Raw genomic sequence first — 19,513 nt, 5'->3', positions numbered from 1 at the left:
TTTAACCAGTAAAAGTGATCACAAATCCGTGATTTCGTCACAAGTGATTTTATCATACCTATAAACGAAGTTAGATCAAAACGACTTTTTTCTCTTAAAACTGTAAACAAATATATTGTATCCGTATAGCTTGAACGAAGTTAGATGTTTACCTGAATAACTACAGTATTTATTTTAAGAATAGAGAAGATATTTCATATCACTATGATGTTATTAAAGAGCTCTTAAAACAATGATTCCTGGTGTTTTTGCAACATAATCCATAAAAGGAGAATCAACGACTTTTTCGTTTGCTTTTCGTGAAGAAGCATTTCTTAACATTGGACCTTTATCTGTCATGATAAAGAAGCCTACGTGTGTTACATCCAATCCAGCAAGTTTCGTATAAATACCAATAAAATCACCAGACTGTAAACGACCTATAACCTCCTCATTAATAAAGTTGCTTGGAATATATGTTATCGTGCGTTTCACAACTGGCAACCCAAGTAGATAGCTTTCACCATCAGCTTTTTTGTTGAGATATTTTTCTATTTTTACCGCAAGGGGACTTATTTCAGCGGTAATATCAGTGGCGAGTTTATATTCTCTATAAGCCCAGTCTGTAAAAAAATGTTTGCGATTTAAAAAATGAACATTACCGTTAATATAACGCGTTTTTATGACGTTATTTATGAATTCTGGTTGGGATGTTGATTTGCGCAATGCTTCAACATAATCCAGATAAGTGAAGCAATCTAAGCCTCTAAAATCAATAATCAGTTTTTCTGGTGTATTTTCTGAGCCATGTAACATATTTGCTTGGTAAGGTGTCCCTAAAAAAGCTTCAGAAAGAAAGCCAATTAGTGCCCCTTTTTCCTGATAATTTGTTTCTGAACGTTTTTTGAGAAGAGCATTTAATTTATTTAGAGTATAAGGATCTAAGTTTACGTTGGTTGTTTGTTGTGTTTTTATTTTATTTCCTAAAATACTCTCTTGTGAATCAGAATCCTGAACATCACATCCTGTTACCAATATTAAAATGAGAACTAATAGGGATATTTTTCGCATTCTATACACCATTTTTGCATTAACAATTCATGACTAACTGTTTCTAAAAGTGCTATTTTTAAAATGCGTATCATGATTATCATTAGATTTAACGGTAGCATATAATCATTAAGAGCATCAATGAATATAAAGATATAATCATGTTTTTTAAGGTTACACAAATTGCAAGCAATATGAATAGTTTTTAAGATTATAGAATCAAAGAATATTTCTCTATAATATACTTATTTTTTAAATAAAATGATTGTCAAATGAATATTTTTAAAAAATATGATGAGCTTTTTACGTTGTTAAGCTATTCGGGTGATGCTGCTTTAATCTTATAGCACATTCTGAGGGTAAGAAAATTTTTTAAGAGCTTATCTTTTAAAAGGTTTCAATTGCTAGAGGATATCTAACGTATCAAGTGGAATTGAGATTTCTGAAAACGTTGGTATGAGAAGGGGAAATGATGTCTGATAAAATCTATCATAATGTCTCTAAAATTATTGGAAATGCTCTGTGTTTCATGAAATTTTGTTTATGAGTTGGTCGCACAAATATTTTGTTCGTATAATGCAAAAAAATATTTTTTATGCTTTGACAAAGATATACTAATTAAAATGTAATTTTATATTTTTATCTTGACTCTTACTTAAATTTTTACTTTGTTATTATTTTATATGTGACAAGTATATGGTATAGAATACTTTTAAAAGGAAAAGGGAGTAAAAAGATAGCGGGGGAGTAATTGTATGCGTAAAATAGTGTGTATGTTATGCAAGACCAAATGCTTAACCCGAATTTTGTTCAGCGTGGGCTCGTTTTAGTGTTCATCACTTTATTGTTAGATATTCTTGGCATTGCGATTATTTGTCCTGTTTTGCCTGAATATTTTTCTCAATTAACTGGAAAAGATATCAGTACATCTTTTGTAGAAAGAGGAAAATTACTTGCAGCTTATTCAGTGATGCAGTTTTTGTTTGCTCCTGTTATTGGCAATCTTTCTGATCGTTATGGTCGTCGTCCTATTTTGCTTCTCTCTATTATCTGCTTTGCTCTTGATAACCTCATATGTGCTATAGCATGGAGTTATTCTATGTTATTTATCGGGCGTCTTTTGTCAGGGATGAGTGGTGCTAGTTTTGCAACTTGTACAGCTTATCTTGCGGATATATCCGATGATAAAACCCGTACACGCAATTTTGGTCTGTTAGGCGTTGCATCCGCATTGGGGTTTATTTTAGGATCGTTTATTGGTGGTTTTTTAGGTCAGTTTGGTCCGCGTATTCCGTTTTATTTTGCTGCTGGTTTTTCACTTATTAATTTTATTTTTTCTTGGGTTATGCTTCCAGAAACTCTTTCTCTATGGAATAGGCGCTTTTTTGATATTAAGCGGGCAAATCCCTTAGGTGCTTTTTGGCACCTGAAACAATATCCGATGGTTCTTTGGGTGTTATTGGTCTTTTTTCTTTATTGGTTTGCGGAATCTGTATGGTTAAGCATTTGGGCTTTCATTGCAAAAGAACGCTATGATTGGAGTTCTTTTTCTATTGGGCTCTCCTATAGTGTTTTTGGGATAGGCCAATTTATTGTAGTCGCTCTCATTTTGCCTTATTTTTCTAAACGATGGAGTGATTGGCATATTGTTATAGTAGGGCTTTTGTTTGCCTCCGTTGCTATGCTGGGCTATACATTTGCGACGCAGGGGTGGATGGTTTATATGGTTTGTGCGTGTACAATGCTTGAATATCTTGTTCATGCACCTATACGTGCTATTGCTTCAGCGCAGGTACCAACAAATGTACAAGGAGAACTGCAAGGAGCGATGACATCTGTTATTTCGTTAAGTTTAATATTTGGTTCTGTTTTTTATGTGTTTCTTTTTGAATGTTTTACAGATAAAAATGCACAGTTTTATTTTTCTGGTGCTCCTTTTGTTGGAGGCTTTTTTCTTCTTGTCGTTGCGACAGTTATTTTTGTCTTGCGGGTACGTTAATTTGTTGAGGAGAGCTGGTACGTACTATTTTGCTAGAGAATGCACAAGATAAACAAAATGCATCATTTTATAGGTAAAAAGTTTTTTGTGATATTGTTTGTATAGTAGAGTCCGTATTTTTTCTGTTGCTTGCAAATTAATATTCAGTGCTAATGCAGCAGCATATTGAAAACAAAGATTAAAACGTATCTGCGTTAGATGTATTAGTACTGTGCGAACAATTCCAAATTTTATATGGCAAATTGGAAGTAAAATATTGCGTATATTTGTTTGCATCACTTCTAGAATCGAAAAAAACTCATTTTGGAAGAATATAAAGTTGTAAAATTGAAAAACCGTTTCCTGTTTTGCCATCACTTTTTTATTCGGCTTTACAGCTTTCAAAACCATCTATGGTAATATCTTTTTAAAAGTAGAGATTTGTTGCATGGTCTCACACTTTAGTTTTTTATTCTTTAATAGGAATTATGCTTCTCATGCAAAATATAATGCTTAAAATTGTATTGTGAATCCAATACTTATTTGAAGGAATAGCTTTCAATGTGTTTGCGCCAATTTCATGATAGTGCCAATAAAGAATATAAGGTAAAAGTCACTGTCAATGGTATAAGATCTGCCGTACACTACTCACTTTACGTATATAAAAGATGCAGCACCAATCATTCACTTTGCCAGTTTCCAATGTTCCGATAGCTCTGAGCTTTTGGTACGGTTAGGTACTTTACTCTTTTTAAAAATGGTTTTTATTGACACACTTATTTTGCTTAGGGGAAGCCAATGATTTTGATGAATACAATTCTAAGAGGAGAGTCATGAGAAAAATTCAAGCTATTCAGTGCTCTCATTTTAGTTGCAAAATGATAAATAATAACACTTATTCAATAAGTTGTAGGTATAAAAATAATATAGTTGTGTATGGGAAGATGATATAATTTAAAGGAGAGAAGCTAGAAGGTGAGATATTTTATTTTAAGATATTTTTTTATAATTCATAATGAGATCACAGAAATGCTGAAAGAGGTAGTGGCTATCTTGTGGTCCAGGAGAAGCTTCGGGGTGATATTGAACAGAAAAAACTGGTTTTCCAATGATTCGAATACCACAGTTTGAACCATCAAAGAGAGAAATATGTGTTTCTTGAACATGTTGTGGTAAAGAGGCAGAATCTACGGCGAAACCGTGATTCATCGATACAATCTCAACTTTTCCAGTGTTGAGGTCTTTAACTGGGTGGTTGGCACCATGATGTCCTTGGTGCATTTTCATGGTTTTTGCACCAACCGTAAGAGCGAGAAGTTGGTGACCAAGACATATTCCAAAAATTGGTAAATTATGATCAATTAACGTTTTGATCGTTGGAACGGCATATTGAGCCGTAGCTGCGGGGTCCCCTGGTCCATTAGAAAGAAAAACGCCATCAGGGTTCATTGCTAGAATTTCTTTTGCAGTTGTGTGGGCCGGTACAACAGTAATGCGTGCTTTTTGTGTTGCCATAAGGCGAAGAATATTGCGTTTAATACCATAGTCAATTGCAATGATATGAAGATTGTGCACATTATTTGTACCGTATCCTTTATTCCAGCTCCATGGTTTTTCATCCCATTGCATTGATGATTGAGATGTCACGTCTTTCGTAAGGTCAAGATTGACGAGACCGTGCCATTTTTGCGCACGTTTCTTTAATGAAGGAATATCAAAATTTCCATTAGAATCATGTGCAATGACAGCATTTTGCGCACCTTTTTCACGAATAAGAATTGTGAGCGCACGTGTATCAATACCACAAAGTGCAATAATTTTACGCGTTTTAAGCCATTGATGAAGATTTTCATTGGCACGATAATTTGAGGGGTGTGTAATGTCTGCCTTGAAAATAGCGCCAACAGCACCATGACAATTGAGAGGAGTGAGAGCTTCAATATCTTCACTATTTGCCCCTACATTTCCTATATGAGGAAAAGTAAAATTAACGATTTGTTGTGTGTATGACGGGTCTGTGAGGATTTCTTCATAGCCTGTGATGGCGGTGTTAAAACACACTTCAGCTTCAGCAATACCTGTAGCACCTGCTCCTTTGCCTTCAATAACGGTTCCATCAGCTAAGACTAAGAGGGCTGTAGGTTTTTTGATACTCCAAGGGTGGCTGAGTGAAGTCGTTTGTATCATAGTATGTATCCACAATTTATTCTCTGAAAGGTATAATGATCAACTTTACACAAAAATCATACCTTTAACAGATGCTGTGTATATTATTCTGGTAATGTTTCGCTTGAAATAGGCAGTATAAGTACATTCCATGAAGAGGTAAAGTCTTGTTTTAGCTTTTCGAAGATCGAGTCCTTAATTATTTTTTTATCCTCCATTGCAAGATGGATAAAGATTGGTTAAAAGGCACTTTTTTCTTGAACAAAATTGGATAAATTTATGTTGCGTAACCAGATTGATGGGGCACTTAGGGCTGCTTTGAAAGCGCAAGATAGTGCGCGTCTTGCTACACTTCGTTTAATGAATGCTGCAGTTAGGGATCGTGATATTCTTTATTATGATCAAGGGAAGTTAGAAGTGGATGATCAGCAGATACAGTCTGTTTTCACTAAAATGCTTCAACAGCGTGAAGAATTGATGCGAGTCTATAAAGAGTCTGGTTGCTTGGAATTGGCAGAGAGAGGACAAGCAGAAATAGAAGTTATTCGTGAGTTTCTTCCCTATCAACTTAAGGAGATGGAAGTAGAACAGGTTCTTTGTGAAGCTTTGGCACAAACAAAAGCTGAAAAATTACGCGATATCGGCAAGGTGATGGCATGGCTTAAGGAACGGTATGCGGGGCAAATGAATTTTTCTAAAGTGTGCAATAGTCTTCGTAAAAAATTGCAATAGATCTTATTAATTCAAGGGGATTGGAAAATATTTTTTATTGTGCGTCGCTTTTGTAAGTCAGTAGGATGTTGATAAATGTCATTTATCTTGTACATACATGATTATTATCAAAAAAATATTTTTTGAAATAAACGAACCTTTTTTGGAGCTCATAGAGCAATAAAAACATCTTTTATGTATTAAATTTTTCTGTTCTTCAAAGCTGTTAGATCATTAACAAAACAAAAAAATTATAGAGTTTCTACTTTTTAAAAAAGATCTATTGTCTGCACTGTTAAAAATTTTAAAATAGGATGATTAGCTAATTGATACAGATTTCCAATTTTGGGGAGTGTATTGTTGTCTTTTTTGCTGTTTCAAAGCATTTTTTTGATAAAGAGTTGCCGTATTTTTAGAGTGGTGATTATTCAGCAAGAAATTTAAATGTAGATGATATTTATCAATATGGTGTGTATCTTCTTAATTCAAGCGCTGGTTTTAATGATAAGAAAATCAGAACTTTAAAACGTTTTTTCTATAGAAGACATTTTTAAGCTGAGTTGATGAAATGAAAAGATATTTTTAAAATAAGTCTTTGTTTGTAATGTGTTTTGAGCTGATTTTGAAATTCTTTTCTCTGATTAAATCCCTTATAAGCTATATAAAATCTATAAATTATGCAGAATAAAATGAGTAATCTCTATTTGTGGGGATACAGTGGTGAATCTGTTAAAAATAGTTCAGTTAGCAACAATGGTTTACCCGTTAACCGTAAACGGGAACGGCGTGCCCATAGCACACCTTGTTGACCAATATGAATGTAATCGCGGGTTAATTTGTCATGGTTAAATAAATAATGTCCTAGAGGTACAGTTCCCAAATGCATCAAGGCTTGATTGTGTAGGAGGGTTTCTTGTGGAATTACAGTGCGTCCAAAAAGCCAAGGTTTATTATCTCCCATCAATATGATTTCGCGTAGCCAATAACGCGCACTTTCGGGGAGATGCTCTGCTTCGTCTGTTAATTGATCTCGCGTAATAAAACATTCGCGTTGTGGTTGAACTTGGAGGTAGGTACAATATTTCTTTAATCGAAGCGTCATTGAACCCGATTCCATGAGCCAATCGCGAATATTTTCTGGTATTGGAGGATTTTGATCAGAGAGCCACTTTAGAGGTGGTAAGATGGAATTTTCAAGATCAGACATCATTTTACTCCACATTTAAAGTCTTATTCCATATGTTATGTTGGGCGAACTAAAATAAATAGCTCTATTGTAATACAAGGAGTATAAAAGCAGCAAGATTTTAACAGGAAGATATCAAAGGTCTTTAAAAGAAGATATGCGGAAAATACATATTATAGGATCATTTTCATTAAAAAAGCAAAATAAGTATTATGTTTTATCCAAGATGCTTTCACACAATGCATTACGGAAATTTCTTTATCGCATGAGAGCAATGGGAAAAATGTTTTGTGCTTTAAAATTCGTTTGTAACGCATATAAAAAATCATCTATGTAAGATGATATAAAGAGGAAACTGTAAGAGAAATAAAACTTTATTTTATACTTTGGAAAGTGAAGAGATATTCAAACCTTTTGAATTGAGATGTAAAGAAGATCGTATTCTTTATAATAAATAATTTTATAGTAATACATATATTTTTGAAAACTTTAAAATATATTATATTATTTAAATTGTAATAAATTACGTCATATTACAGAATGTGTAGTCATTTTATAATAAAGTTATATTCATATGTATTTATAGTATATCTACTTTAGATATTCTTTTATTTCACAGATTAGAAAAAAATTCTTTATCATTTTTTGCTTACCTTCTCTCTTTACTTCTTAAGAATGCAAAAGAGCTCCTCGATTTTTTCGGTAAAAAGGGTATTGTTGATGAAGTGTATAGGCGTTAAGTGCTATGCGGTAGAGTCTTTAATCATCGTTAGTGATTTTTGTAACCTTATGGATTGTTATTACAGTAAGATGAGCTAGATTTGCGCGCACTGTACAAAAATAGGTTCGTATTGCGTTAAAATAACGCAACATATCTCTCCTGATATGCGTAAGTTTATATAGGTATGAAATGGGTGCGTTATAAAGGTCTTTACTGCATTTCGTTTTAAAATATGGTGATGGTGTATGCCCAAAATCGCAGCTTAAGCACCTCACCATCATATCAAAACTGGTAACAACGAGTTACCGGGAAATATTTCAAATTTTTCTAGTTGTTTCCCAGTTTTTTATTGAATCCCAAAAGGTATAAAAAATAAATGCTCTAGGATCGAATTTTTTGTACTATCCATATAAGAATACAGGCTCCTATAAAACCTGAAATAAGATAGCCAAGCCAACCAGCAAAATTTACACCTAAAAGACTAAAAAGAAAGCTTGCTAGCGCAGCGCCAATAATCCCTAAGATAATATTTAATAATATTCCTGTTTGGCTTTTCATAATATACTGTGCAGCCCAACCTGCAATCCCGCCGATAATAATAGCAGCAATCCAACCGATGTTTGCATTTTCCATGATACTCTCCTTTGCCTGAATTTAAATTGTAACTAGAGTAAACTTTTTAAAAATCAAGATTTATCCCCTTTTTATCCAGTGAAAAGGATATTTCTGTTAGAAATTTTACTTATTATTTTCCTTTATATTAAAATAATATTTACATTGATATCATAATAATACTTAATAAGTATAAACATATAACACATTTTAATTTATAAATAAATTAATTAATTGAGAAATATGAATAAAAGAAGAAAATATTAGTGAAAATGTTTTAAAAAGTCATAAAGTTTATTTATAAGCTTTTTTAATCTCTCTCTCTTAAGTTTAAAAAAACAATTGTGATTTGTGATTAAAGCAATAAGTAAAATAGATATTTAAAAGTTTGGAGCTTGCCAATTGATATCAATGATGTTTGAAATGAAATTAAAACTGTTTTGTTGACACGTTATAGAATGGCTGTATAGGTTGAGTCTCTACCAATCTTGATATAAATGTTGCATTTTTGTGGGGTTTTGCATTCCTTATAGAGTATTTCTGTTTTTGCTGCTACTGTGGGGCAATTCCTTTTTACAAGGAGAGTTTAGGTTGGAACCATTATACTCTTGACTTTCTCTTTATGTGTTTAACAGTCTTGGCTTTGAGATGATTAGGCATTTTTACGTCTTTCTTCAAGAGTTCTATTCTACATGCTGCTTTGTTTATAATGTGTAAGCAAATGACTTTGAGTAATTCATCATGAATAGATTTTAAATGAAAGAAATTTACGATGCAGAAAGCTCATTTAAATTGTCAAATAATAAAATATTTTGATTAAATCAGTATCTTGACCATATTCAAAATCGAGTAATCGATGTGATGTATTTCTTATTCAAGTTATTTAAAAGTTTAAGGTTTTTCTGTTTGTTCTTCAGCAGGGTTGCGTAGGCGAGAACTTTGAAGAAGTCCCTGTTCTTCTAAAATGGGGTAGATCATTGAGGTCAAAAGAGAGTTGATTTGTTTGAGGTCGCGGACAGTGTCGAGATGAAGACTGGATGATTCTACATTTTTGAGATCCCCTTCACGCAAACGTTTAAAATGTTTTAAACTCATCTCCTTTTCTAAGTTTCGTAGTTGATCTTTTTTTTGTACCAATAGGTGTGCAGTGTGTGTATCACGTGAGACAAGAACGTTAAATGCTATATGCGCGTTGGCTAGTACAATGGCGTGGAAACGAAGGAGATCATTCCAGCCCTCGCTGCTGAACTGTAAACCTTTTTGTTGTTTCTTTTTAACCAGCATCAGCATATTATGAATAATGATATCGCCTGCTTGGTCTAATTTTATACAGGCGCCTAGAAGTTCTTGCGTTTGAAGAGCTTCTTCGTCAGATAATTTTTGTCCCGCTAATCGTGCAAGATAAAGTTTGATGGCGATATGTTTTTTGTCCAATATGGTGTTGAGTTGGTTGAGTTCACGAATAATATTGGGATCAGGATTTTCATAAAGTCCCATGATTTTTTCTAGCATGATGTCTACAAGATCACAAATATGAATGACTTCACGCATGACATTCGAGAGAGCGAGAGAGGGGCGTTCAAGCACACTGTCATCAAGAGCTGTTTGATCCGATAAATTGAGCGTTTTGTCGGCTTGCGTTTTTTTTGCACTTATATGAACAATTTGAGTGGTTAATTTTAAAACCCATTTTGAAAGCGGTATTCCAGCAAGGAGAATGAAAACATTAAAAATAATGTGGGCGTTGATCACTTGAGTAGGGGCGTTATTGCCAAGCCATGTGATGGGAGGGCGGAAGGAGAGAAATAAGATAAGTACAAGGATTGAACCGGCCCCACGCATGAGTAAATTTCCTAAGGGAACGAGGCGGGTATTAGGAGAGGCGTTGCGCGTTAAAAGTGGTGCTATAAGAGAAGAGCCAAAGTTGACACCAAGAACCATGACAACACAGAGTTGCGTATGGATAAGATCGTAGTTGGCAAAATTGACCAGCAAAATGATTCCTGCAATAGATGAATGTAAGAGGTAGGTTAAGCCAGCAGCCAACAAAAAAGTGGAAACAGGATCGGTTGAAAGATAACGAATGATGCTAGGCAAAATTTCGCTTTCACGTAAAGGTTCTGTCGCTGTACTTATCATCTCTAAAGATAAAATTAACAGACCAATACCGATGACAATACGTCCTATTTGACGCCACTCACGTTTTTCTGTTGTCATGAAGATACAAGTGCCAATTAAAAGACAAAGGGGCACAACAAGTGTGAGATCATAGGTGAGAATTTTAACAACGATTGCTGATCCTAATTCTCCTCCGCGTACAGCCATAAGTCCCGCTACTCCAGAGACAAAACCAGATTCAACGAAAGAACCAACAAGGAGCGTTATTGCTGTAGAGCTTTGTAAAATCATTGCTGTAAAAAGCCCAAAACTTACCGCAAACAATGGTTTTGAAATGACGTGGCACATTTTATATTTAAGTCTGTCACCATAGGCGCGTTCAATTCCTGTGCGCACCATGCGTGTGGCCCAGAGAAGTAAAGAAATAGCGCCGGCAAGATGAAGGAGTACCAATGAACCATTCATGATACTTTATTCTTTCTCTGTTGTTATGAGTATGTTTGCCTCAAAATTGATAAATTAAAGTTTATCGTTTTTATTTCGTTTTTGCTTTTAATACTTGATTAAAATCATAACCGCTTGGATTTTGAAAAACCTTTAGACCAAAACAGGGAAGAATGGAATAAAGGTGATCAAAAATATCACCTTGAATTTGTTCGTAGTCTATCCAAACGGTGGTGTTCGTAAAGCAATAAATTTCCAATGGTAAACCATTTTCTGTAGGAGGTAATTGCCGTGCCATAAAGGTCATATTAGGGTTGATGTTTATATGTTGTTGTAGATAAGCAAAAACATAAGCACGAAAAGTTCCAATGTTGGTTAAACGGCGCGTATTGGCTAAGACATCATGATTTTTATCTAATTGAGCATTCCATTGGTCAATTTCTGCTAATTTTTGCGTGAAATAATTTTCTAATAAATTAAATCGGGAAAGATATTTTTGTTCTTCTTCTGTGAGAAAATGGATACTTGATTGATCAATAAAAAGGGAGCGTTTGATGCGTCTTCCACCCGATTCTTGCATTCCACGCCAATTTTTAAAAGGGTCGGTCACAAGTTTACGGATAGGAACTGAGGTGATGGTATTGTCGAAATTTTGAACTTTGACAGTATGCAGGGCAATTTCAATAACATCACCATCGGCACCGAGATTAGGGATTTCAATCCAATCACCAACGCGAACCATATCAGTGGATGAAATTTGAATACCGGCAACGAGAGAAAGAAGCGTATCTTGAAAAATTAACATGAGAACCGCGGCCATTGCACCAAGACCGGAGAAAAGAATAAGAGGGGAGCGGTCAATCAATGTAGCGACCATTAAAACTGTCGCAACAGCAAAAAGTGCAATTTTAGCAATTTGAATATAACCTTTTATTGGTTTTAACCGTGCTGTTGGTCGTTGTTCGTAGAGGATGTTAATGACATTCAGACAGGCAGAAATTGTCAGAACAACAAAAAAGATAATGAAGGCGTTAGCAACATTACCGATGATAGTACTGAATGCATTGGGCAATGTTGGTATAAAATTAACACCAACCGAAATAATAAAGGCTGAAATGATATCCGCTATGTATTGAATAGCATTATTAATATCGATCGTTGTATTTTTGGGGAGAAAAGAAGAGAGTTTTTTGGCTCCGTGAATAAGTAATTTTCGTCCTAGAAAGTTGACTAAAAGGGCAAATATAGTAAGAATAATAAGCCAAGAAATAGCCTCTAACCACGGATATTGAACAATAAATTCGATCACTTTTCCACTCTCCATTTCTAAAGTTATATGCAGTTAAGAGTTTAAAATTTTACAACTACTTAAGAGGAAGTATTGGAATTATGCTCTAAAGTCGTTAAATATGCAAAAAAGAATTTTCAAACTCTGTGAGAGATAATGCGTTTCCCGCCCGATTTCCTTAATGAACTGCGTACTAGACTCCCAATTTCAACAGTGATTGGTCAACGGGTGGATTTTGATCCTCGAAAAAGTAAGCCTTCACGGGGAGACTTTTGGTGTTGTTGTCCATTTCATGGTGAAAAAACGCCAAGTTTTCATTGTGATGATCATAAAGGGCGCTATTATTGTTTTGGTTGTGGTGTAAGTGGAGATATTTTTACCTTTTTGTGTGAGCTTGATGGATTGCACTTTTCAGAAAGTGTAGAGCGTTTGGCTGATTTTGCGGGAATGAAACTCCCTATTTTGGATTCACAAAGTCATAAACGTCAACTGGAAAAAGCTGAGCTTTATGATGTAATGAAAATTGCTACAGATTTTTTTCAATATAATTTACGCGATAAAGGAGGTGTGCAAGCACGTCGTTATTTGGATGCACGTGGTGTGACACCAGAGCTCGTAGAGCGTTTCCGCATTGGTTTTGCACCGGTAAGGCGTACAGCTTTGAAAGAAGCTTTGAGTGCACGGGGCATTTCAATAAAGCAAATGGAAGAATGTGGACTTCTCACAGTGCGTGAGGGGAGTGCGGATTCTTATGACCGATTTAGAAATCGCATTATGTTTCCTATCGAAGATTTGCGCGGACGTGTGGTGGCTTTCGGAGGGCGTGCATTAGAGAAAGAGACACGAGCAAAATATCTCAATAGCCCTGAAACAGTGCTGTTTCATAAAGGAAATATACTTTATAACGCGGTAGCAGCTCGCAAAAACAGTCGCTTTGTTGGCGATGAAAAAAATCATTCACTCCTTGTTGTTGAGGGGTATATGGATGTCATTGCATTGACTAAAGCTGGTTTTGAAGGAGTTGTAGCGCCCTTGGGGACAGCATTAACGGAAGCGCAAATTGAGCTTTTATGGCAGATGGGGAAGGAGCCCATTTTGTGTTTTGATGGTGATGATGCTGGTTTAAACGCTGCTTTTCGTGTTGCTGATCGTGTGTTGCCTCTTTTAAAGGCTGGGGTTTGTGTACGCTTTGTTTTGTTGCCACAAGGAAAAGATCCTGATGAAATTGTTTGTGCTGGTGGAGCACAACTTTTTTCTTCTTTTTTGCAAAAAGCAATTCCTTTGAGTGAGCTTTTATGGTGGCGAGCTACCTATGGAAAGCATTTTGAAACTCCAGAGACACGAGCAGCGCTAGAAAAACAACTAAAACAACAAATTTTTACGATTAAGGATGAAGATGTCCGTCGTTATTATTTGCAAGATGTAAAAAAACGTCTTTTTGATTTTTTTCGTCCCTCTTTTTCGAAAAAAAAGGGAGAAGGGCGATATGATCAATCTTCATCAAATAGGATCTTTAAAGATCAATCCTTTTCTCTGTTAGCAAATTCTGAAATAGTACGAAATTCTTCGCAATCTATTCCTTTGCGAGAAGCAGTGATTTTACTCACTTTAGCTTACTATCCTGAGTTGTGGTATGAAAATTTTGAAATTCTTTCTGAGTTAGAATTAAAAAATACTCAATTGATGTGCTTTCATCAAGCTATGTTGGAAATTCTTGGGAATCAACAGCTTCATGATAAGGAGACGATGATTGCGCTCTTAGAAAAAAGAGGGCAAAAGGCTCTGTTAGAGCGTATGAAACATCTTGTGCAAAATATTGGTATGCGTATTATCTTTGGTAGAGCTTCTATAGAGGATGCACGTGCGATATTAAAACAAGCTGTCTACTTGCATCTTCAAGAACACCACCTACATAAGAGATTACAGGATATTAAAGAGCAACTTGTAGAAAATCCTAAGAGTGAGGTTTTTGATCTGCTTCGTGAGGTAAAAAATGAGCTGGAGCAGATGCAGGCAACAGAAGCGTTAATTGAAGGGTTTGGAAGTTGGTTGGATGAAAAAATAGACGGGAATACACAAGATACGATAAAATGATTCGCTTTTTTAATGCGAATCAGTCACTTAAATTTTAGATGAGGAAGTTTATGGGAGTGACATTTTCATAAAGATGGCAATTAAATTTTAGGAAAAGCGGGTAAATTTTAGGAAAAGCGGGAAATTGGTTCTTACGATAGGGTACAGAGATTATCTCAGAAGGGCTGAGAGGTGTCGGGGAAACTTCTGGAGTTTTCCCGCGTTTTTGTCTGGATGTCAAGCTTGTCTGGATGTTAAGGCGTATACAAAATGTATTCTTTCCAATAGTAATCTCTTAAAAGGAAGTCTATATGAGAAACTATTGGTAGATTTTAGTGAGAGCAAAAAAAACTGGTCACATGGAAACTATGGTTACATGGAAACTGTGAAGTGGTCGAGTGGAGTTATGGTATGGCAACAAAGGTTAAACAGAAAGATAATGCAGAAGTAACAAGCCAAGCAAGTTTGGATGGTCCTCTTCTTGATTTTTCTGATGATGCCATCAAGAAAATGATTAAACTTGCCAAAAAAAATGGCTACGTAACAATGGATGAACTCAATGCTGTTCTTCCTTCTGACGAGGTTACATCCGAACAAATTGAAGATATCTTGGCGATGTTCTCTGAGATGGGGGTTAATGTTGTGGATGATGAGGATGAAGTTGAGTCTGAAAATTATGAAGAAGAAGTTACAGTAGAGGGTGGTGATTTAGTAGAGGCCTCTAGCCACGCAATTGCAACGACAACGAATAAACGCGAAGTAACAGATCGTACGGATGATCCGGTGCGTATGTATTTGCGTGAAATGGGAGCTGTTGAGCTTCTTTCACGGGAAGGTGAAATTGCCATTGCTAAGCGTATTGAAGCAGGGCGTGAGACAATGATTGCGGGACTTTGTGAGAGTCCTTTAACTTTTCAGGCTCTTATTATATGGCGTGACGAGTTAAAAGAACAGCGTATTCTTCTTCGTGAAATTATTGATCTTGAAACGACTTATGCTGGTCCAGAAGCAAAGCAGGCTCCTGTTATTGAGCGAAGTGAAGTGAATAAGACAGAAGAAGAAAAAATGTCTTCTGGTATACGTAATATGGGGGAGAGCGCAGGAGAGAGAAACATTGAAGACGATGATGAAGAAGACGATGACGATGTTAACTTATCGCTTGCTGCAATGGAAAATGAACTTTGTCCTCAAGTTATGGAAACATTGGATTTTATTGCTCAAACCTATGTGAAATTACGAAAATTACAAGATCAGCATGTTGAAAGCAGTTTGGCAGAGCGTAAAGAGGGGGCCCTTACATCTTCTCAGAAGAAGAAATATATTCAATTAAAGGGTGAGTTGATTCAAGCAGTAAAATCTCTTTCTTTAAACCAAAATCGTATCGAAGCTTTGGTTGAACAGCTTTATGACATCAATAAGAGATTGATTCATAATGAAGGTAAGCTAAAACGGATTGCCAACAGTTATGGCATTGGCCACGAGGATTTTTTAAAAGAATACCAAGGGCGTGAATTGGACGCAGATTGGATGAATTATATTGCTGCTTTGCCTACACCTGGTTGGAAAGAATTTTCGATGCGTGAAGCAAAAGAAATCCAAAAACTGCGAAGTGAGATACAAAATCTTGCGCAAGAAACGGCTATTTCGATTGGTGAATTTCGTCGGATTGTTATGCAGGTGCAGAAAGGTGAACGCGAATCAACAATTGCGAAAAAAGAGATGGTAGAATCTAATTTGCGTCTTGTCATTTCAATTGCAAAAAAATACACTAATCGTGGTTTGCAGTTTCTTGATCTTATTCAAGAGGGTAATATCGGTTTGATGAAGGCTGTGGATAAGTTTGAATATCGGCGCGGCTACAAGTTTTCAACTTATGCAACATGGTGGATTCGTCAGGCTATTACACGTTCAATAGCTGATCAGGCGCGTACTATTCGTATCCCTGTTCATATGATTGAAACAATTAATAAAATCGTTCGTACATCGCGTCAGATTCTCCATGAAATTGGACGAGAACCAACACCAGAAGAATTGTCTAGCAAGCTTTCTATGCCGTTGGAAAAAGTACGAAAAGTTCTTAAAATTGCAAAAGAACCCATTTCACTCGAAACGCCTGTTGGTGATGAAGATGATTCCCATTTAGGTGATTTTATTGAGGATAGGAATGCGTTATTACCAATTGATGCAGCTATCCAAGCTAATCTGCGAGATACGACGACACGCGTTCTTGCTTCATTAACACCGCGGGAAGAACGTGTTTTGCGGATGCGTTTTGGAATAGGGATGAATACAGATCACACGTTGGAAGAAGTAGGACAACAATTTTCAGTTACAAGAGAGCGTATTCGTCAGATTGAAGCAAAGGCACTTCGTAAATTAAAACATCCTAGCCGTTCACGAAAATTGCGTAGTTTTCTCGATTCTTAAATAAAGAAATTCGTGTGTATTTTAATAAATCCCTCTTTCTTCTTAATGAAGGGGAGGTGTGTCACATTGTACTTTGATGCTTTTTTGAGAAAATATGGGAAGAATTTGAATAATCCAGAAAGTTTACGATGTTTAATGTTTTTCTTAGCTTTTGAATTTTGTATTTCTCTTTCTGAAAATAACAGATGTAGGGTAAATACTGGTGTGGTAGTCATTTGAAAAAATGAACGAAAAACATTATCTTGCGTGTAGCGGCTCGTTTATTAAGAAATAGGATCTATTAAGAATAAACTTATATTGCAACATACGGACTTTTTGATGAGAAATGTGTATTCGTTGCGGAATTTTTATCATTTTAGGTGACGCATTTTATTCTTCGTCAGTTTATAAAGGAATGTTTCAATAGATTATGTTCATTTATATGCGCTATTTTTTGAATATTCTCTTTTTATTCAGATAGATTTTAAGAAAACGGTTTAAAGCATACATTGAGTTGAATCTTTTTAAGAGACAGAAATAGATGAAATTATAGAAATTAAACGTTTCATTTTTTATAGATCGTCTTAATTAAAAAAGGTGTGTCTGAGTTTATGAGTGGAGAGCTTCCCTTTTGGAAAGTAAAAAAATTAGAAGAGATTTCCATTTCTGAGTGGGAGAGCCTTTGTGATGGCTGTGGTCGTTGTTGTCTCCATAAAGTTGAGGACGATGATACGGGTGACCTTTATGCAACCAGTATTGCTTGTCGTCTTTTAGATGGGGAAACTTGTAGGTGTCGAGATTATGCTCATCGCAAATCAATTGTACCAGATTGTATATCGCTAGACATTACGACAGTTAAAACAGCGCGTTGGCTTCCAGAAAGTTGTGCTTATAGATTAATTTATGAGGGAAAAGATCTTCATTGGTGGCATCCATTGGTATCAGGAGATTGCCAGACGGTACATACAGCGCATATTTCTGCACGCGGACAGATAGAGGTTTACGAAGACGAATTATTATCTGAGGAAGATTATCTTCATCACATTACTGGTCTTCTATGTAAAGGCCAGTAATATGATTTTTTATACAACAGTTGGCGACTTAATCGATCGCAAAGACGACAGTGACGCTCACATTATAAGTTAATTCACCACCTGCAAAATTTGTATTTTCGTAGCTTGCATCTGCTGCTCTACTCATGAGACGTGGTGTTGGGTGGTAGTAATCATCCCTTTCATTGATTTCAATAATTTTTCCTAATTTTAAATCGGCTGCTTGCGCTATCGTTTGCGCTTTTTCAATGGCTTCAGTAATGGCTTTTTTACGTGCTTCTTGATAAAACGGCTTTGTATCTGCGTTGGTAAAAGTAATGCCGTTGACTGAATTAACACCTAGAGTCATCGCTTGATCAAAGATTTTACCAGCATTATTAAGATCACGAATGCGCACGGTTAAAGAATTTGAAACATGATAGAGTTTTTCATTATTCTTTTTTTCGTGGTGTTTATCAGAAGTCGACTGATAAATGGATAAACCTGATGTTTGCAAATCATTTGCTTGGATGCCATCGTTTTTAAAAGCTTTTATAATATCATTGATGGATTGATTATTGGAAGCTAATGCCTTTTGGGCAGTTTTGTCATAGGTAACAACGGCTAGATTAATAATTGCCATATCCGGTGCAGCTTGACTTTCTCCGATTGCAGTCACTGTAATAGTTGCATTTTTCATTTTATTTTCTTCAGCATAAGCACGTACAGTCAACGATGTGGCTAAGAGTGTAAATGCTAATATAACTGCTTTAACCAGAGAACCCTTCAGTGGTTGAATTTTCTTTTCTATCATATCTATACCTTTATATTTGTCAGTTAACTATTCTCTCATTTTTAAGAGTTCTTGTAAAGAAATTAGGGCACTGAAAAAAAAACCAATAGAAAAGAGAAAAAGATGGGTTATAATCTTCGTCAGCTCTTGTATCATAGGGCATTTTAGTTTAGAGAGAAACAACCTATATATGGGGCCTGTAGCTCAATTGGTTAGAGCCAGCGGCTCATAACCGCTTGGTTGGGGGTTCGAGTCCCTCCGGGCCCACCAATAGGGAAATGGCCAATAGAAAAATGGGTAGCTTATATAAAAATTTTGGGATTCTACCTTTTTCGTTTTTTATTTATTTTTCTGTTTGTTCTAAAATCCTTTGTCATTGTTTATTGCTGTTTTTTTCTATCAGTCGCTTTAATATAAAGTGATAGTATGTTTTTTAGTCTCATTAAAGAAGTGCTCTCATTTGAAACATTGTAGCATTTGGATTAACTGATATGTGGCGCTATTTACTTTCTTAATTCATATACTGTTTTGTACTTTTTCTGTATGATGTTCTTCATAAAATAGAAGACTAAAAGCTTCATTGGATAAGTTTATTTATGCTTGTTCTATAAATAAACAGATCCCAATAAAACCAATTTTAAAGATTGTATCTGTTTAGAACAAATGGCTCAAAAAACATTTAGTGTAAATTTGCTTTTTTCTGAGTGATGTTAATGTCTTTTAGACGTTCGAATAGCATTATCGTGATGAAAGGTTGTATATAAGAGGATGTAATCCATAGGTGCTCATATGTATCATGGGGTCAACGATAATAACATTTGTTGATATTTTCTTTTTCCCAAGAGAGGAGTTCTATTTGATTTTTGAGAAATATTGTTCATAGTGACGTTGGCGTGTTCTCTGAAAAGAATCTCATCAATTGTTCTTTGAAAAGTCAATTGAGTGGTTTTTTCTATC

12 protein-coding genes and 1 tRNA gene are annotated in these 19,513 nt (G+C 35.4%); 6 read left to right on the top strand and 7 right to left on the bottom strand.

The window, feature by feature from the left end; all coding sequences use genetic code 11:
- Positions 1 to 213: 213 nt before the first annotated feature.
- Positions 214 to 1,050, bottom strand: coding sequence for a DUF1460 domain-containing protein (locus ACFIJ7_RS05795; protein ID WP_375644799.1), 837 nt, complete (start codon positions 1,048 to 1,050; stop codon positions 214 to 216).
- 757 nt (positions 1,051 to 1,807) lie between these two features.
- Between ACFIJ7_RS05795 and ACFIJ7_RS05790 the strand changes: the two genes are divergently transcribed.
- Positions 1,808 to 3,028 (top strand): MFS transporter, encoded by a 1,221-nt coding sequence (locus tag ACFIJ7_RS05790; protein WP_375636138.1) that lies wholly within the window; start codon positions 1,808 to 1,810, stop codon positions 3,026 to 3,028.
- A gap of 969 nt (positions 3,029 to 3,997) precedes the next feature.
- Here the strand turns inward: ACFIJ7_RS05790 and carA are convergent.
- On the bottom strand, positions 3,998 to 5,194 hold the full coding sequence (gene carA, locus ACFIJ7_RS05785) for a glutamine-hydrolyzing carbamoyl-phosphate synthase small subunit (RefSeq protein WP_375644798.1): 1,197 nt from the start codon (positions 5,192 to 5,194) through the stop codon (positions 3,998 to 4,000).
- A 258-nt stretch (positions 5,195 to 5,452) separates the two neighbouring features.
- On the opposite strand from carA, the gene ACFIJ7_RS05780 reads away from it, so the two are divergent.
- Positions 5,453 to 5,905: a GatB/YqeY domain-containing protein gene (locus tag ACFIJ7_RS05780; protein WP_015856668.1), complete on the top strand. Its 453-nt coding sequence runs from the start codon at positions 5,453 to 5,455 to the stop codon at positions 5,903 to 5,905.
- A 679-nt stretch (positions 5,906 to 6,584) separates the two neighbouring features.
- Here the strand turns inward: ACFIJ7_RS05780 and ubiC are convergent.
- From ubiC to ACFIJ7_RS05760, 4 genes are all read right to left on the bottom strand, one after another.
- The gene (gene ubiC, locus ACFIJ7_RS05775; RefSeq protein WP_375644797.1) at positions 6,585 to 7,091 is read right to left on the bottom strand and encodes a chorismate lyase; all 507 of its coding nucleotides are present in this window, start codon (positions 7,089 to 7,091) and stop codon (positions 6,585 to 6,587) included.
- Between the two features lie 1,081 nt (positions 7,092 to 8,172).
- Positions 8,173 to 8,424: a GlsB/YeaQ/YmgE family stress response membrane protein gene (locus ACFIJ7_RS05770; RefSeq protein WP_375636141.1), complete on the bottom strand. Its 252-nt coding sequence runs from the start codon at positions 8,422 to 8,424 to the stop codon at positions 8,173 to 8,175.
- An 870-nt stretch (positions 8,425 to 9,294) separates the two neighbouring features.
- Complete coding sequence (locus ACFIJ7_RS05765; RefSeq protein WP_375636142.1) at positions 9,295 to 10,986, bottom strand: Na/Pi cotransporter family protein; 1,692 nt, start codon at positions 10,984 to 10,986, stop codon at positions 9,295 to 9,297.
- Between the two features lie 70 nt (positions 10,987 to 11,056).
- Complete coding sequence (locus tag ACFIJ7_RS05760; protein ID WP_375636143.1) at positions 11,057 to 12,274, bottom strand: mechanosensitive ion channel family protein; 1,218 nt, start codon at positions 12,272 to 12,274, stop codon at positions 11,057 to 11,059.
- A 135-nt stretch (positions 12,275 to 12,409) separates the two neighbouring features.
- Between ACFIJ7_RS05760 and dnaG the strand changes: the two genes are divergently transcribed.
- The 3 genes from dnaG (at position 12,410) to ACFIJ7_RS05745 (ending at position 17,805) form a co-directional block, all read left to right on the top strand.
- Complete coding sequence (gene dnaG, locus ACFIJ7_RS05755; protein ID WP_015856663.1) at positions 12,410 to 14,347, top strand: DNA primase; 1,938 nt, start codon at positions 12,410 to 12,412, stop codon at positions 14,345 to 14,347.
- A 390-nt stretch (positions 14,348 to 14,737) separates the two neighbouring features.
- Positions 14,738 to 16,753, top strand: coding sequence for an RNA polymerase sigma factor RpoD (gene rpoD, locus ACFIJ7_RS05750; protein ID WP_273788086.1), 2,016 nt, complete (start codon positions 14,738 to 14,740; stop codon positions 16,751 to 16,753).
- 590 nt (positions 16,754 to 17,343) lie between these two features.
- Complete coding sequence (locus ACFIJ7_RS05745) at positions 17,344 to 17,805, top strand: YcgN family cysteine cluster protein (protein WP_015856661.1); 462 nt, start codon at positions 17,344 to 17,346, stop codon at positions 17,803 to 17,805.
- A gap of 28 nt (positions 17,806 to 17,833) precedes the next feature.
- Here the strand turns inward: ACFIJ7_RS05745 and ACFIJ7_RS05740 are convergent, their stop codons facing one another.
- The gene (locus tag ACFIJ7_RS05740) at positions 17,834 to 18,577 is read right to left on the bottom strand and encodes an SIMPL domain-containing protein (protein WP_015856660.1); all 744 of its coding nucleotides are present in this window, start codon (positions 18,575 to 18,577) and stop codon (positions 17,834 to 17,836) included.
- A gap of 172 nt (positions 18,578 to 18,749) precedes the next feature.
- Between ACFIJ7_RS05740 and ACFIJ7_RS05735 the strand changes: the two genes are divergently transcribed.
- Positions 18,750 to 18,826 (top strand) — tRNA-Ile (locus tag ACFIJ7_RS05735).
- The last annotated feature ends 687 nt before the right edge of the window (positions 18,827 to 19,513 follow it).

The organism is Bartonella sp. MR100HLJHH (assembly GCF_042194215.1).
In the GTDB taxonomy this organism is placed as follows: Bacteria; Pseudomonadota; Alphaproteobacteria; order Rhizobiales; family Rhizobiaceae; genus Bartonella; species Bartonella grahamii.
The sequence above is the reverse complement of the archived record's forward strand: the minus strand, read 5'-3'. Positions and strand labels throughout refer to the sequence as shown.

Excerpts from the sequence above, each read along its gene's own strand:
- ACFIJ7_RS05770 (WP_375636141.1), bottom strand. The coding sequence starts at position 8,424 with ATGGAAAATGCAAACATCGGTTGGATTGCTGCTATTATTATCGGCGGG.
- dnaG (WP_015856663.1), top strand. The coding sequence starts at position 12,410 with ATGCGTTTCCCGCCCGATTTCCTTAATGAACTGCGTACTAGACTCCCA.
- ubiC (WP_375644797.1), bottom strand. The coding sequence starts at position 7,091 with ATGTCTGATCTTGAAAATTCCATCTTACCACCTCTAAAGTGGCTCTCT.
- ACFIJ7_RS05765 (WP_375636142.1), bottom strand. The coding sequence starts at position 10,986 with ATGAATGGTTCATTGGTACTCCTTCATCTTGCCGGCGCTATTTCTTTA.
- ACFIJ7_RS05740 (WP_015856660.1), bottom strand. The coding sequence starts at position 18,577 with ATGATAGAAAAGAAAATTCAACCACTGAAGGGTTCTCTGGTTAAAGCA.
- carA (WP_375644798.1), bottom strand. The coding sequence starts at position 5,194 with ATGATACAAACGACTTCACTCAGCCACCCTTGGAGTATCAAAAAACCT.
- rpoD (WP_273788086.1), top strand. The coding sequence starts at position 14,738 with ATGGCAACAAAGGTTAAACAGAAAGATAATGCAGAAGTAACAAGCCAA.
- ACFIJ7_RS05790 (WP_375636138.1), top strand. The coding sequence starts at position 1,808 with ATGCAAGACCAAATGCTTAACCCGAATTTTGTTCAGCGTGGGCTCGTT.
- ACFIJ7_RS05780 (WP_015856668.1), top strand. The coding sequence starts at position 5,453 with ATGTTGCGTAACCAGATTGATGGGGCACTTAGGGCTGCTTTGAAAGCG.
- ACFIJ7_RS05795 (WP_375644799.1), bottom strand. The coding sequence starts at position 1,050 with ATGCGAAAAATATCCCTATTAGTTCTCATTTTAATATTGGTAACAGGA.
- ACFIJ7_RS05745 (WP_015856661.1), top strand. The coding sequence starts at position 17,344 with ATGAGTGGAGAGCTTCCCTTTTGGAAAGTAAAAAAATTAGAAGAGATT.